Source organism: Leifsonia sp. NPDC058292, from assembly GCF_042880955.1.
GTDB lineage: Bacteria > Actinomycetota > Actinomycetes > Actinomycetales > Microbacteriaceae > Leifsonia.
Window position 1 is genome coordinate 71,071 of sequence record NZ_JBHVYL010000004.1, and the last position, 14,265, is coordinate 85,335.

The window sequence follows — 14,265 nt, forward strand, 5'->3', positions numbered from 1 at the left end:
CCGATGCCTCAACTATCATTGTTGCGACATGGCTCCCATCTACGACTGCTCGGTCGACTCCGAACTCCTCACCGGCATGAGGCTCGCGCGCGCCGCGATCGGCCGCGGAGAACTCGTGGTCATCCGCACAGACACCGTCTACGGGGTCGCCGCCGACGCGTTCAACGCCGAAGCTGTGCAGCGCCTGCTGGATGCGAAGGGCCGCGGCCGCCAGTCGCCGCCGCCCGTGCTCATCCCCGGCATCCCGACGCTCGCCGCCCTCGCCGAAGAGGTGCCGCCAGCCGTCACCGACCTGGTGCGCGAGTTCTGGCCCGGCGGACTCACCGTCGTGCTCCCCGCCCAGCCGTCGCTGGTCTGGGACCTGGGGGAGACCCGCGGAACGGTCGCACTCCGGATGCCCGACGACACCCTCGCGCTCGAACTCCTCTCGGAGACCGGCCCTCTCGCGGTCTCGTCCGCGAACCTCACCGGCCGGCCGGCCGCTCGAACCGCCGCAGAGGCCGAGGCGATGCTCGGCGACTCGGTCGCGGTGTATCTCGACGGCGGAGAAGCCGGTGCCGCCTACGAGAGGGTCGACGGCAAAGACTCGTCGTCCACGATCGTGGACGCGACCGCCCTGGCTGCAGGCACGGGCGGGTTGCGCATTCTGCGCCACGGCGTGATCTCCGAGGAGCGCATCCGCGCGGTCGTCGGGGATCTCCTGGTCTCCGAAGAACCCTCCGCTGGTGCCGCCGACGTCGAGGACGACGCCGAGACCCTCACGGACAAGCAGACGTGACCCTCCTCCTCGCACTCGCTCTCATCTCGGCCGTCACCACGTTCGGGATGTCGCTCGTCGTCTACAAGCTGAGCCTCAAGTACCGGCTGTACCCGAAGATCCGCGAGCGGGATGTGCACACCCGGCCCACGCCGCGTCTCGGCGGAATCGCCATGTTCCTGGGCATCCTCGTGGCGTTCGGCGTCGGCTGGCTGCTGTCGGGCCAATTCGGCGTTCTGACGCTGATCTTCTCCGACTCCGGGCCCATCCTCGCCATTCTGGGCGCTTCCCTCCTCATCGTCGTCATCGGCGTCGCCGACGACATCTGGGATCTGGACTGGATGACGAAGCTCGCCGGCCAGTTCGTGGCCGCGGGTCTCGTCGCCTGGCTGGGCGTGCAGATCTACTCGTTGCCGATCGGCGGTCTCACCGTCGGCTCGCCCGTGATGAGCATCGTGATCACGCTCTTCGCCATCGTGCTCGTCATGAACGCGATCAACTTCATCGACGGCCTCGACGGCCTCGTCGCGGGGGTCGCCCTGATCGCGAACGGCACCTTCCTCGTCTACACCTACCTGCTGCAGCGCGAGATCAGCCCGCAGAACTACTTCAGCCTCGCCGGCGTGATCGCGGCCATCCTGGTCGGCGCATGTGCCGGTTTCCTGCCGCTCAACTGGCACCCGGCGAAGATGTTCATGGGCGACGCCGGAGCGTTGCTGATCGGGCTCCTCATGGCGACGTCCGCCATCTCCGTGACCGGCACGATCAACCCGGAGACGCTGTCGACTCTCGGCCGGTCGTCGCTCGTGCCGGCGTTCATCCCGATCATCCTGCCGTTCGCCGTTCTCATCGTTCCCCTGCTCGACTTCGGGCTCGCGGTGATCCGGCGGCTGCGCGCGGGCAAGTCGCCGTTCAGCGCCGACCGCAAGCACCTGCATCACCGCCTGCTCGACATGGGCCACAGCCACCTGCACGCCGTGCTCATCTTCTACGCCTGGACGGCCGTGCTGTCGATCGGCTGCCTGCTGTTCTTCTTCGACCCGTACTGGATGGCCATCGTGTTCGTCGCCATCGGTCTCGTCGTCTGCACCGCGTTCACGCTGGCGCCGCTCAGTCGGCGCAAGGCCAACGAGGCGGCGGCGGAGCTCGCCCCCGCGGGCAGCGACGAAGCCGACGCGACGGCGCACTACGACAACCTCGACATCGCGAGCGAGGAGCGCGCCGGCGACCCGCCGCGCCCCCTCGCCGAGCCCCTCACCAAGGAGACACCATGACCGACCACGAAGGCGGAACCCCCGCCGCCGGCCGGCCCGCCGCATCCGGCAAGCCCGCTCAGCCCACCTCGACGCCCGTGCTGAAGGATGCGCTGAAGTACGGTGTCATCCTCGCCGTGGCGATCGCGATCCTCGGCGCGGTGCTCGGAGGGGTGTTCGCCGGCTGGATCGGTGTCACGAGCGCGCTGCTCGGCACGGTGATGGCGTTCGTGTTCCTGGCGATCACGGCCGCGAGCATCCTTCTCGCCAACCGTTTCGCGGGGAGCGACCTGTTCGTCGGGCTCTTCTTCGGCATCGTGCTGGGCGGCTGGCTGCTCAAGTTCGTGCTGTTCATCGTGCTCGCCCTGGTGCTGAGGGACCAGCCGTGGATCAACCCCACCGTGCTCTTCCTCAGTCTCGTCGCCGGCGTCATCGGGTCGCTCGTCGTCGATGTGATCGTCGTCTTCCGCTCGCGCGTGCCATACGTCAGCGACGTGACACTCCCGGGCGAGAAGCACTGAGCGTATCCGATTCGTTACCCTGCGAAAACTCTTGTAGAGTTGAGGAAGTTCCCCCACCCCGCACTCGCCCGAATGAATGTATTCGGTGCGATCGTGCAGGGTGTCCACATGTTCGTCGTCGCGAGAGCTTACGCTCGACGCCCCGAAACAGGAGATAGCGCTGTTAGCTAACGCTGTGAACCTGCTGGTCCAGACCGCAAGCTCCGATGATGGCAGCTTCCACGGTCCGTCGATCGATGAGTTCTTCCCACCCGTCATTTTTTCCATCGGTGACTTCCAGGTCAACCGGATCATGGTCATCCGCTTCATCGCGGTGCTGGCCATCGTTCTGATCTTCTGGCTCGGCACCCGCAAGATGAAGATCGTCCCCGGTCGATTCCAGTCGATCGTGGAGATGGGGCTCGACTTCGCTCGAGTGAACATCGCGGAAGACCTCCTCGGCAAGAAGGACGGCCAGCGCTTCCTTCCGCTCATCACCACCATCTTCTTCATGGTGCTGTTCATGAACCTCACGGGCATCATCCCGGGTTTGAACATCGCCGGAACGTCGGTGATCGGCGTTCCCCTGGTGCTGGCGGTCGTCGCCTACATCGCGTTCATCTACGCGGGCATCAAGAAGAGCCCGGGCAACTTCTTCAAGAACGCGCTGTTCCCGCCCGGAGTGCCGAAAGGCCTTTACATCATCGTGACGCCGATCGAGTTCATCTCGACCTTCATCCTGCGTCCCATCACGCTGACGCTCCGACTCCTCATGAACATGGTCGTCGGCCACCTGCTGCTGGTGCTGTTCTTCAGCGCGACGGCGTTCTTCTTCTTCACGGCAGGAAGCTGGTGGTCGCTCTTCGGAGTGGGCACGATGGCGTTCGGCCTCGCGTTCACCCTGTTCGAAATCCTGGTCGCACTTCTCCAGGCCTACGTCTTCGCACTGCTCACGGCTGTCTACATTCAGCTCGCAGTCGCCGAGGAACACTAATAACGGTTCGCGCACCCGCTCGAACCGCCATCACGGAAGGAAACACATAACGTGGACATCGCTGCTATCTCCGGCAACATTGCCACCGTTGGATACGGCCTCGCCGCCATCGGCCCCGCCATCGGCGTGGGTATCGTCGTCGGCAAGACCATCGAGGGCGTCGCTCGCCAGCCCGAGCTCGCCGGTCGTCTCCAGGTTCTGATGTACATCGGTATCGCCTTCACCGAGGCGCTCGCGTTCATCGGCATCGCGACCTACTTCATCTTCACCTCCTGACGGTCCTCTTTATCTTTCTCAGTAAGGAGGAATGATGCTCAAGGGTGTGGTTATCGCCGCAGCCGAGGCCGAGCAGCGCAATCCGCTCGTCCCCGAGTGGTACGACATCGTCGGATCGCTGATCTGCTTCCTCATCATCCTGTTCTTCTTCTGGAAGCTCGTGCTTCCCCGCATGAAGAAGCTGCTGGATGAGCGCGCAGAGGCGATCGAAGGCAACATCGCCAAGGCCGACGAGGCACAGCACAAGGCGGAGGCGCTGCTCGAGGAATACACCGCTCAGCTCGCCGACGCGCGCAGCGAGGCGGCGAAGATCCGCGAGCAGGCTCGCACCGACGGTCAGAAGATCGTCGCAGAAGCCAAAGACACCGCGACCAGCGAGGCGGCCCGCGTCACCGCGCAGGCTCAGGCGCAGATCGAAGCAGAACGCCAGGCGGCACTCGTGTCGCTGCGCGGTGAGGTCGGATCGCTCGCGATCGACCTCGCATCCGGTGTGGTGGGCGAGGCGCTGAACGACGACAAGAAGTCGCAGGCGATCGTCGACCGGTTCCTGGCCGACCTCGAGGCCAGTGAGAAGGCAGGGTCGAGCAAGTAATGGGTAGCGCCACCAGAGAAGCATTGGCCCGGTCCGTCGCGGCTCTTTCCGCGCAGGGGACCAAGGCCGATCTGGCGACGGCTGAAGACCTGTTCGCAGCGTCCAAGGTGCTCGCCGACTCAGCTCAGCTCCGTGCCGTCATCAGCGACGCGTCCGCCGACCCCCAGGGCAAGGCCGCACTCGCCAAGCAGGTGTTCGGCCGTCAGCTCTCCGCTCCGGCGACCGAGCTGCTGTCCGTGGTCGCCGGCCAGCGCTGGTCGGGCCAGAAAGACGTGCTCGCAGCCATCGAAGAACTGGGCATCCGCGCCATCGCGCAGTCCGCGCCGAAGGGCGTCGACATCGCGGCAGAACTGTTCGCGTTCGGAGGTGCCGTGACCTCCGACGCTCAGCTCGAGCTCGCACTGCGCAGCAAGCTCGCCGACCCGGCGGCCAAGGGCGCGCTCGTCGACCGCCTGCTGAACGGCCGCGCGTCGGCGCAGACCGCCGCGATCGTTCGCCAGCTCGTCGTTCAGCCGCGAGGCCGTGGCATCCGCGAGGCCCTGCGCGAGGCGACGCGAGTCGTCGCCGCGCAGTCCGACCTCACCGTCGCGACGGTCTACACCGCCCACCCGCTCCCCGCGGCCCAGCTGGAGCGGTTGCAGGCCACCCTCGCCGGAAAGTACGGCAAGCAGCTGAAGCTCAACGAGATCGTCGACCGCTCCCTCCTCGGAGGCGTGCGGGTGCAGATCGGCGACGACGTGATCGACGGCAGTATCGCGTCGCGCATCAACGAACTACGACTCCAGTTGGCAGGCTGACCGCGAGGTCTTCTGCCGCACACAGGCATTGAGGGACATCCAAGTCCCGCACAGATAGGGAACAACGATGGCAGAACTAACGATCAGCCCCGATGAGATTCGGGATGCGCTGAAGGACTTCGTCTCCAACTACGAGCCGTCCGCGACTGACACGACCGAGATCGGCCATGTCATCGACGCGGCCGACGGCATCGCGCACGTCGAGGGCCTCCCCGGCGTGATGGCGAACGAGCTCATCCGTTTCTCGAACGGGGTCGCGGGCCTGGCCCAGAACCTCGACGAGAACGAGATCGGCGTCGTCATCCTCGGTGAGTTCGACGGGATCGTCGAAGGCATGGAGGTGACCCGCACGGGCGAGGTCCTGTCGGTGCCCGTCGGCGACGGCTACCTCGGTCGCGTCGTCGACCCGCTCGGCAACCCGATCGACGGCCTCGGCGAGATCGCCTCGGAGGGGCGCCGCGAGCTCGAGCTCCAGGCGCCCGGCGTCATGCAGCGCAAGTCGGTGCACGAGCCCCTGCAGACCGGCATCAAGGCGATCGACGCCATGATCCCCGTCGGCCGCGGCCAGCGCCAGCTGATCATCGGCGACCGCCAGACCGGTAAGACCGCCATCGCGATCGACACGATCATCAACCAGAAGGCCAACTGGGAGTCGGGCGACGAGAACAAGCAGGTCCGCTGCATCTACGTCGCGATCGGCCAGAAGGGCTCGACCATCGCCTCGGTGAAGGGCGCGCTCGAAGACGCCGGAGCGATGGAGTACACGACCATCGTCGCCGCACCCGCCTCAGACCCTGCGGGTTTCAAGTACCTGGCTCCGTACACCGGCTCGGCCATCGGCCAGCACTGGATGTACGGCGGCAAGCACGTGCTCATCATCTTCGACGACCTGTCGAAGCAGGCAGAGGCCTACCGCGCCGTCTCGCTCCTCCTGCGTCGTCCGCCGGGACGCGAGGCGTACCCCGGTGACGTCTTCTACCTGCACTCCCGTCTGCTGGAGCGTTGCGCGAAGCTCTCCGACGAGCTCGGCGCCGGCTCGATGACCGGTCTCCCGATCATCGAGACCAAGGCGAACGACGTCTCGGCCTACATCCCGACCAACGTGATCTCGATCACCGACGGCCAGATCTTCCTCCAGTCCGACCTCTTCAACGCCAACCAGCGTCCTGCGGTCGACGTGGGCATCTCGGTCTCGCGAGTCGGTGGCGACGCGCAGGTCAAGTCGATCAAGAAGGTCTCGGGAACGCTCAAGCTCGAGCTCGCCCAGTACCGCTCGCTCGAGGCGTTCGCGATGTTCGCCTCCGACCTCGACCAGGCCAGCCGCCGTCAGCTCGCCCGAGGCGCACGCCTCACCGAGCTGCTCAAGCAGCCGCAGTACTCCCCGTTCCCGGTGGAGGAGCAGGTCGTCTCGATCTGGGCCGGCACCAACGGCAAGCTCGACGAGGTTCCGGTGGAGGACATCCTCCGTTTCGAGTCCGAGCTGCTGGATCACCTGCGCCGCAACTCCGACGTTCTCGACGTTCTGCGCGAGACCAACCAGCTCTCCGACGAAACCGTCGAGAAGCTGGGGGCCGAGGTCGACAAGTTCAAGCTCGAGTTCCAGACCGGCGAGGGCAAGCCGCTCGCCTCGGTCGGCCGCGAAGAGTTCGAAGCGATCGCCCAGGAAGACGTCAACCAGGAGCAGATCGTCAAGGCGAAGCGCTGAGCGCGACGCACGAGCAGATAGGTACGTAGGAGACACATGGGAGCGCAACTTCGGGTCTACCGGCAGAAGATCAGATCTGCCCAGACGACCAAGAAGATCACTCGGGCCATGGAGCTGATCTCCGCCTCACGCATCCAGAAGGCGCAGGCGCGAGTCGCCGCATCCACCCCGTACGCCCGCGCGATCACGCGCGCGGTCTCGGCGGTTGCGACGTATTCGAACGTCGAGCACGTTCTGACCACGGAGCCGGAGAAGATCGAGCGCGCAGCGATCGTCATCTTCTCGTCCGACCGTGGTCTGGCCGGCGCGTTCAACTCGAACGTTCTGAAGGAGTCGGAGCGTCTCGCCGAGCTGCTCCGCAGCCAGGGCAAGGATGTCGTCTACTTCCTCATCGGGCGCAAGGCGAGCGGATACTTCAGCTTCCGCCGCCGCGCGTTCGAGCGGGTGTGGACGGGTGGAACGGACGCACCGGAGTTCGAGCAGGCCAAGGAGATCGGCGACGCCATTCTCGAGTCGTTCCTCCGGGACGCCTCGGACGGCGGCGTCGACGAGATCCACGTGATCTACAACCGCTTCGTCAGCATGCTGGTGCAGGAGCCCCAGGTCATCCGCCTCCTTCCCCTCGAGGTCGTGGAGGGCGTCGAGGAGCCGGAGGACAACAAGGTCCTGCCGCTGTACGAGTTCGAGCCGGATGTCGAGACCGTTCTCGACGCTCTGCTCCCGGTCTACATCGAGAGCCGCATCTTCAACGCCATGCTCGCGTCGGCCGCGTCGAAGCACGCTGCGACGCAGAAGGCGATGAAGGCGGCGAGCGACAACGCCGACAAACTCATCACCGACTACACCCGCCTGGCGAACAACGCTCGCCAGTCCGAGATCACCCAGCAGATTTCCGAGATCGTCGGCGGTGCGGACGCACTGGCGACCGCCGACTGAGCCGACGACACACGTTTACGTAGAACGAGAAGAGAAGACACAATGACTACCGCAACCGCCGAAGCCCAGGCTTCGACCGCGCAGCCTGCCGGCGTGGGGCGTATCGCCCGCGTCACCGGCCCGGTCGTCGACATCGAGTTCCCGCACGACTCGATCCCGGGCATCTACAACGCACTGAAGACCACGATCACGATCGGCGAGACGTCGACCGAGATCACGCTCGAGGTCGCACAGCACCTCGGAGACGACCTCGTGCGCGCCATCGCGCTGAAGCCGACGGACGGTCTCGTCCGCGGCGGCGAGGTGCGCGACACCGGCGGCCCCATCACGGTTCCCGTCGGCGACGTGACCAAGGGCAAGGTGTTCAACGTCACAGGTGACATCCTGAACGGCGAGCCCGGCGAGAAGATCGAGATCACCGAGCGCTGGGGCATCCACCGCGAACCCCCGAAGTTCGACCAGCTCGAGTCGAAGACGCAGCTCTTCGAGACCGGCATCAAGGTCATCGACCTGCTCACCCCGTATGTGCAGGGTGGAAAGATCGGCCTCTTCGGTGGTGCGGGCGTCGGCAAGACCGTCCTCATCCAGGAGATGATCCAGCGCGTCGCGCAGGACCACGGTGGTGTGTCGGTGTTCGCCGGTGTCGGCGAGCGCACCCGTGAGGGCAACGACCTCATCGCCGAGATGGAGGAGGCGGGAGTCTTCGACAAGACCGCCCTCGTGTTCGGCCAGATGGACGAGCCGCCGGGAACGCGTCTTCGCGTCGCGCTGTCGGCCCTGACCATGGCGGAGTACTTCCGCGATGTGCAGAAGCAGGATGTGCTGCTCTTCATCGACAACATCTTCCGCTTCACCCAGGCCGGCTCCGAGGTGTCGACCCTTCTCGGCCGTATGCCCTCCGCTGTGGGTTACCAGCCGAACCTCGCCGACGAGATGGGCGTTCTGCAGGAGCGCATCACCTCGACCCGCGGACACTCGATCACCTCGCTGCAGGCGATCTACGTTCCCGCCGACGACTACACCGACCCGGCGCCGGCGACCACGTTCGCCCACCTCGACGCCACCACGGAGCTGTCGCGTGAGATCGCGTCGAAGGGTCTGTACCCGGCCGTCGATCCGCTGACGTCGACCAGCCGCATCCTCGACCCCCGCTACTTGGGCGAGGACCACTACCGCGTGGCCACCACCGTCAAGCAGATCCTCCAGAAGAACAAGGAACTGCAGGAGATCATCGCCATCCTCGGTGTCGACGAGCTCTCCGAGGAAGACAAGATCACGGTGTCGCGTGCGCGCCGCATCCAGCAGTTCCTCTCGCAGAACACCTACATGGCGAAGAAGTTCACGGGCGTCGAGGGTTCGACCGTGCCGCTGAAGGACACCATCGAGTCGTTCGACGCGATCGCCAAGGGTGAGTACGACCACGTGGCCGAGCAGGCGTTCTTCAACGTCGGTTCGATCTCGGACGTCGAAGAGAAGTGGGCTCAGATCCAGAAGGAGAACGGCTGATAATGGCTGTCCTCAATGTCAGCGTCGTCGCCGCCGACCACGAAGTGTGGTCGGGGGAGGCGAGCATGGTCGTCGCGAAGACGGTCGAGGGTGAGATCGGTATCCTCCCCGGCCACGAACCGCTGCTGGCCATTCTCGCCTCGGGCGAGGTGCGCGTCACTCTGAACGGTGGCGAGTCGATCAAGGCGCAGGCCGACGACGGCTTCCTCTCCGTGGAGAACAACACCGTCACGATCGTGGCCGGTCAGGCCGAGCTGGTCTGACCGTGGCCGAGACGGTTGAGCCGATCGATCGTCAGTTCGGAGACGTACGCGTTCCCGTGCTGATCGCCATGGCGGGGCTTCCCGGTTCGGGCAAGTCCACGCTGGCCGAGATCATCGCCGCGAGACTGGGTGCGACCACGGTGTCGGTGGACCCGATCGAGGCGTCGATCCTGAAGGCGGGGATCGACTCCGATCAACCCACCGGGCTCGCCGCATATCTGGTCGCCGAGACCATGGCCGAACAGGTTCTCCTGTCCGGCCATTCGGTCGTCGTCGACGCCGTGAACGCCGTCGAGCCCGCGCGCCTGCAGTGGCGCGACCTCGCTGAGCGGACGGATGTGAAGTTGCGCGTCATCGAGGTCGTCTGCTCCGACGACGCTCTGCACCAGTCCCGGCTTGCCAAGAGGAGCCCCGTGCTCAGCGCCTACGCCGTGGAGCAGAGCATCGAAGACTATTCGGAGTGGCGCGGCGCTTGCGCGGCGATGCCGAGGGTGACCATCGACACGGTGGCCCCTCTCGGCGAGAACGTCGAGATCGCTCTGGCCTTTCTGGAGGGCTAGGGTGCTCATCCTTCTTCCGCCCTCCGAAACCAAGCGAGATGGAGGGGCGGGGGATCCGCTCGCCATCGACACGCTCGGCTTCCCTGGTCTGGGCCGGGTACGCCGTGACGTTCTGCGTGCGGTGGCGAAGCTGTCGCGTAACCGAGAGGCGAGCATCGCCGCGCTCAAACTCGGGCCGAAGCAGGCTGCCGAGGTGGATCGCAACCGGGCTATCCCCACGTCGCCCACGATGCCGGCGCTCGAGCGTTACACGGGCGTGCTGTACGACGCGTTGGATGCTCCCGGACTCACCGCCGAGCAGCGTGCCTTCGCGCACGAGACCGTCGCAGTGCACTCGGCGCTGCTCGGATTGGTCGCGGCGGGGGATTCGATTCCCGCATACCGCCTGTCGTTCGATTCCCGTCTCTCGGTCGAGAAAGGCGTGGCCACACTCAAGAAGCGGTGGGCCCCTGCGGTGGCCGAAACGCTGGAGCAGCGCGAGGGGCTCATCCTCGATCTCCGCTCCGAGGGGTATGCCGCCCTGGGGCCGGCTCCGCTCCGCGACCACGTGCATTACGTGCGTGTACTCGCGCGTGACGAGAGCGGTACAGTGCGAGCGCTCAACCACTTCAACAAGCAGGCCAAGGGGCTGTTCACCCGCGCCCTGGTGGAAGCGGGGACGGATTTCTCCGGCACAGGGGAGTTGCTCGCGTGGGCTCGTGAGGAAGGCTACGACCTCAGTTGTGCACTCGACGGACGTGAGCTGAACCTCATCGTTCCCGAGGTCGTGGGGAGCGCGGGAAACCTCAGAGCGGTTCTTCGCTGACGGTTCGCCGTCTGGTCGGTTCGGGCAACGCAGTCGCGCAAATCGCCGACAGGATTCAGTGGTGAATCCGACGAAACTGAGATATGCTCACACTTAGGTGAAGCTCACAATCACAGCTTCGTATCGGGCAATACGAGCAAGAGGAGGAGCAAGCAGCCGAGGTGGGTTGGAGTTCCCGATTCGTCAGGAGCGCCCTTCCCCGCCGATCTGTCGGGCCGACGTCACGGTAACCCGGTGTGAATCCCCTCACACCGACCTTGAGCGCTTGGATTCGTGCGATCACATTTCCGCCTGCGGTCGGGCACGTGCGGAGGTGATCTCACGAGCGAGAGTCTGAGTGCGAATATCGAGTGCCGTCGTCGGCCCGACCCCTTTCGTTTCAGGGGGTCGGGTTCTCGGCCGCGCGGAAGCACCCGACGAAATGGTCGTCGACCATGCCCGTCGACTGCATGAGCGCGTACATCGTCGTCGGTCCGACGAACCGGAAGCCTCGCTTGCGAAGCTCTTTGCTCATCGCCGTCGATTCCACCGTGACAGCCGGGATCTCGCCCCACGAGGTGGGGCGCGGAAGGACTCGCGACGGGGGTGCGAAGCTCCACATCAGGTCGGTGAGCGAACCGTCGAGTGCTAGAACGGCGCGGGCGTTCGAGATAGTCGCCTCGATCTTGCCGCGGTGCCGGATGATGCGGGCGTCTTGCAGAAGCCGCTCCACATCCGATTCGTCCATCGCCGCGACCGCCTCTGCGTCGAAGTCGTGGAACACCTCGCGAAACGCCGGCCGGCGGCGCAGGATCGTGATCCAGGAGAGACCTGCCTGGAACCCCTCCAGGCAGAGCTTCTCGTAGAGTTTGCCTGGGTCGCGTTGCTCGCGACCCCATTCCTCGTCGTGATAGCGCCGATACTCCGGGTCGTTCGCCGACCACGAGCAGCGGGCGATTCCGTCTTCTCCCGTGATGACTGCGTCGCTCATGCGGCCAGCATGATCCCCTCGTGGGACAGCAGCCACAGCTTGGTCGGCACGCCCTCGCCGCCGCTGTAGCCGGTGATCTTGCCGTTCGACGCGAGCACGCGGTGGCAGCCGATGATGATCGGGATGGGGTTCGCGCCGACAGCGCCGCCGATCGCGCGCCCCGAACCGGGCCGGCCGATCTCCATTCCCAGCTCTCCGTAGGAGATGAACTGGCCGTACTCGATGTCGGCCAGCCGCTGCCAGACGGAACGCTGGAACTCGGTGCCCGCGAAGGACACGGGCAGGTCGAAGTCTTTGCGTTCGCCCGCGAAGTACTCGCTCAGTTGCTGCACCGCCCGGTCGAGCACCGCGGTGCTTCGCTCGGGATGCTCTTCGAGAGGAAGGTGACCGCCGCGCTCGATGGAGAGTGAGGTGATCGACTGACCGTCGCTGGTGATTTCGATGCGACCGATCGGGCTGCTCGTGCGTGTGAGATAGGCGAAGGAGGTGCTCATGGTTCGACTCTAGGTGGTGCCACCGACGGTGACTCGCGGAAATCGGACATGGGGGATACGGCGCCGAAACCGCATCCTGTGGAGGAGGCCGGAGGGTATTCGCAGCGATGGATCGACGACGGGAAAATAGAATCGGAGCATGGCTGACATCGACTACCGCACCCTCGGGCCCTCGGGGCTCATCGTCTCGACGATCGGGCTCGGGTGCAACAACTTCGGGCGAACCGGCACGGCGACGGAGACGCAGGAGGGAACGAACGCGGTGATCGACGCGGCCATCGATGCGGGGGTCACGTTCTTCGACACGGCAGACATCTACGGCGCCGAGCGCGGCTTGTCGGAGACACTCATGGGCAACGCGTTGACCGGCAAGCGCGACAAGATCGTGCTCGCGACCAAGTTCGGCATGGACATGGGCGGCCTCAACGGCCCCGACTGGGGCGTGCGCGGATCGCGGCGCTACATCCGGCTCGCCGTCGAGTCGTCCCTGCGCCGGCTCCGCACCGACTGGATCGACCTCTACCAACTCCACCGGCCGGATCCGTCGACCCCGATCGAGGAGACGCTCGCGACGCTCGATGACCTGATCACCGAGGGCAAGGTGCGATACATCGGGCACTCGAACCTCGCGGGATGGGAGATCGCAGAGGCCGAGTTCACCGCGCAGCTGCACGGGCATCCGAAGTTCATCTCCGCGCAGAACGAGTACAGCCTGATCGTGCGCGACGCCGAAAAGGAGGTGCTGCCCGCGGTCAACCGCTACGGGCTCGGCTTTCTGCCGTTCTTCCCGCTCTACAACGGCCTCTTCACCGGTAAGTTCTCGCGCGACGGGGGACCGGCGGACAGCCGCATCATGATGATCCGCAAGCACCTTCTCGACGACGCGCCCTGGGATGCGATCGAGCGGTATCGGGCGTTCTGCGACGAGCGCGGCGTCACGATGCTGCAGGCGACGTTCGCGTGGCTGCTCGCACAGCCCGGGCTCACGAGCGTGATCGCGGGAGCGACGAGGCCGGAGCAGATCGTGCAGAACGCCGAGGCGGCGACGGCCTGGCGCCCCACGGCCGAGGAGGTCGCGGAGATCTCGAGCTTGTTCTCGGAGACCGCTCGCTGAGAGTGTGTACAGGTTCGCCCGGGGCGAACGCGCTCGGCTTGTGAGTGAGCACTCACTCCGAGTAAGTTTCTCGGTGTGCAGAATGAGAACGCCGAGCGCGCCCGCGCCCGCCCCCTGGCAGTGGAAGACCGCCAGGCGATGATCATCGACGCCGTCATCCCGCTGCTCCTGGAGTACGGGCGCGGCGTCACGTCGAAGCAGATCGCCGAGGCGGCCGGGATCGCGGAGGGAACGATCTTCCGCGCCTTCGGTGACAAGGAGACGCTCGTGCAGGCGGCGATCGAGAAATACCTCGACCCCGAGCCGCTGAGGAACGCGCTCCGCGCGATCGACCCGTCACTGCCGCTCGAGCACAAGGTGCGCGCGATCCTGTATCTGTTGCGCGAGCGCTTTCACAGCGTCATGCGCATCATGGCGACGATCGGCGCCGAGCGTCCTCCCGTTCCGCAGGTGCGGCACCACTTCGTCGAGATCATCTCGCAGATTCTCGCGCCGGAGCTCCACGAATTGAACTGGCCGCCGGAGAGGGTGGCTCACATCCTGCGCCTGATCAGCTTCTCCTCGGCTTTTCCCGCGCTCAACGACGGGGTCGAATTCGGGATCGACGAGCTCACGCGCATCGTGCTCGTCGGCATCGTCGGCGAGTACGACGTTGTGACCCCGGAGAGAGACACCCCCACAGACACCGCGACGGTCACGCCGGCCGCCGCATCGTCGGCAACACCGACCCCGGCATCCTAGGA

At 65.6% G+C, this 14,265-nt stretch carries 17 protein-coding genes; 15 read left to right on the forward strand and 2 right to left on the reverse strand.

Translation table 11 applies throughout. The features are described from left to right. The first annotated feature begins 28 nt into the window (after window positions 1–28). The 13 genes from ACFVWR_RS04555 to ACFVWR_RS04615 all read left to right on the forward strand — a co-directional run bounded on the left by ACFVWR_RS04555 (window position 29) and on the right by ACFVWR_RS04615 (window position 10,944). On the forward strand, window positions 29–778 hold the full coding sequence (locus ACFVWR_RS04555) for an L-threonylcarbamoyladenylate synthase (RefSeq protein ID WP_387208459.1): 750 nt from the start codon (window positions 29–31) through the stop codon (window positions 776–778). Beyond that, window positions 775–2,031 (forward strand): MraY family glycosyltransferase, encoded by a 1,257-nt coding sequence (locus tag ACFVWR_RS04560; protein ID WP_387208461.1) that lies wholly within the window; start codon window positions 775–777, stop codon window positions 2,029–2,031. Before ACFVWR_RS04555 ends, ACFVWR_RS04560 begins: the two co-directional genes overlap by 4 nt. Further along, window positions 2,028–2,531 carry a hypothetical protein gene (locus ACFVWR_RS04565; protein WP_387208463.1) on the forward strand — a complete coding sequence of 168 codons (504 nt, stop codon included), beginning with the start codon at window positions 2,028–2,030 and terminating at the stop codon, window positions 2,529–2,531. Before ACFVWR_RS04560 ends, ACFVWR_RS04565 begins: the two co-directional genes overlap by 4 nt. A gap of 175 nt (window positions 2,532–2,706) precedes the next feature. Continuing rightward, entirely contained in the window at window positions 2,707–3,504 is a 798-nt protein-coding gene (atpB, locus tag ACFVWR_RS04570) for a F0F1 ATP synthase subunit A (RefSeq protein ID WP_387208465.1), read from the forward strand. A gap of 51 nt (window positions 3,505–3,555) precedes the next feature. After that, window positions 3,556–3,780: an ATP synthase F0 subunit C gene (gene atpE, locus ACFVWR_RS04575; RefSeq protein ID WP_055892042.1), complete on the forward strand. Its 225-nt coding sequence runs from the start codon at window positions 3,556–3,558 to the stop codon at window positions 3,778–3,780. 34 nt (window positions 3,781–3,814) lie between these two features. Beyond that, complete coding sequence (locus ACFVWR_RS04580; RefSeq protein WP_387208602.1) at window positions 3,815–4,372, forward strand: F0F1 ATP synthase subunit B; 558 nt, start codon at window positions 3,815–3,817, stop codon at window positions 4,370–4,372. After that, on the forward strand, window positions 4,372–5,169 hold the full coding sequence (locus tag ACFVWR_RS04585) for a F0F1 ATP synthase subunit delta (RefSeq protein WP_387208468.1): 798 nt from the start codon (window positions 4,372–4,374) through the stop codon (window positions 5,167–5,169). Before ACFVWR_RS04580 ends, ACFVWR_RS04585 begins: the two co-directional genes overlap by 1 nt. Before the next feature lie 67 nt (window positions 5,170–5,236). After that, complete coding sequence (gene atpA / locus ACFVWR_RS04590; RefSeq protein WP_387208470.1) at window positions 5,237–6,874, forward strand: F0F1 ATP synthase subunit alpha; 1,638 nt, start codon at window positions 5,237–5,239, stop codon at window positions 6,872–6,874. 36 nt (window positions 6,875–6,910) lie between these two features. Then, entirely contained in the window at window positions 6,911–7,810 is a 900-nt protein-coding gene (locus tag ACFVWR_RS04595) for a F0F1 ATP synthase subunit gamma (RefSeq protein WP_387208472.1), read from the forward strand. Between the two features lie 42 nt (window positions 7,811–7,852). Continuing rightward, entirely contained in the window at window positions 7,853–9,316 is a 1,464-nt protein-coding gene (atpD, locus tag ACFVWR_RS04600) for a F0F1 ATP synthase subunit beta (protein ID WP_387208474.1), read from the forward strand. A gap of 2 nt (window positions 9,317–9,318) precedes the next feature. Then, window positions 9,319–9,579: a F0F1 ATP synthase subunit epsilon gene (locus ACFVWR_RS04605; RefSeq protein ID WP_387208476.1), complete on the forward strand. Its 261-nt coding sequence runs from the start codon at window positions 9,319–9,321 to the stop codon at window positions 9,577–9,579. A gap of 2 nt (window positions 9,580–9,581) precedes the next feature. Continuing rightward, window positions 9,582–10,139: an AAA family ATPase gene (locus tag ACFVWR_RS04610; protein ID WP_387208478.1), complete on the forward strand. Its 558-nt coding sequence runs from the start codon at window positions 9,582–9,584 to the stop codon at window positions 10,137–10,139. A gap of 1 nt (window position 10,140) precedes the next feature. After that, window positions 10,141–10,944, forward strand: a complete 804-nt coding sequence (locus ACFVWR_RS04615; RefSeq protein WP_387208480.1) for a YaaA family protein — start codon at window positions 10,141–10,143, stop codon at window positions 10,942–10,944. Between the two features lie 379 nt (window positions 10,945–11,323). Here the strand turns inward: ACFVWR_RS04615 and ACFVWR_RS04620 are convergent, their stop codons facing one another. Further along, the gene (locus tag ACFVWR_RS04620) at window positions 11,324–11,914 is read right to left on the reverse strand and encodes a DNA-3-methyladenine glycosylase I (RefSeq protein WP_387208481.1); all 591 of its coding nucleotides are present in this window, start codon (window positions 11,912–11,914) and stop codon (window positions 11,324–11,326) included. After that, window positions 11,911–12,408 carry a methylated-DNA--[protein]-cysteine S-methyltransferase gene (locus tag ACFVWR_RS04625; RefSeq protein WP_387208483.1) on the reverse strand — a complete coding sequence of 166 codons (498 nt, stop codon included), beginning with the start codon at window positions 12,406–12,408 and terminating at the stop codon, window positions 11,911–11,913. The genes ACFVWR_RS04620 and ACFVWR_RS04625 overlap by 4 nt, the downstream gene beginning before the upstream one ends. Before the next feature lie 139 nt (window positions 12,409–12,547). Here ACFVWR_RS04625 and ACFVWR_RS04630 point away from each other — a divergent pair, with 139 nt between their 5' ends. Together ACFVWR_RS04630 and ACFVWR_RS04635 are read left to right on the forward strand one after the other, a co-directional pair. Further along, window positions 12,548–13,522, forward strand: a complete 975-nt coding sequence (locus ACFVWR_RS04630) for an aldo/keto reductase (protein WP_387208485.1) — start codon at window positions 12,548–12,550, stop codon at window positions 13,520–13,522. A 75-nt stretch (window positions 13,523–13,597) separates the two neighbouring features. Further along, on the forward strand, window positions 13,598–14,263 hold the full coding sequence (locus ACFVWR_RS04635; protein WP_387208487.1) for a TetR/AcrR family transcriptional regulator: 666 nt from the start codon (window positions 13,598–13,600) through the stop codon (window positions 14,261–14,263). The last annotated feature ends 2 nt before the right edge of the window (window positions 14,264–14,265 follow it).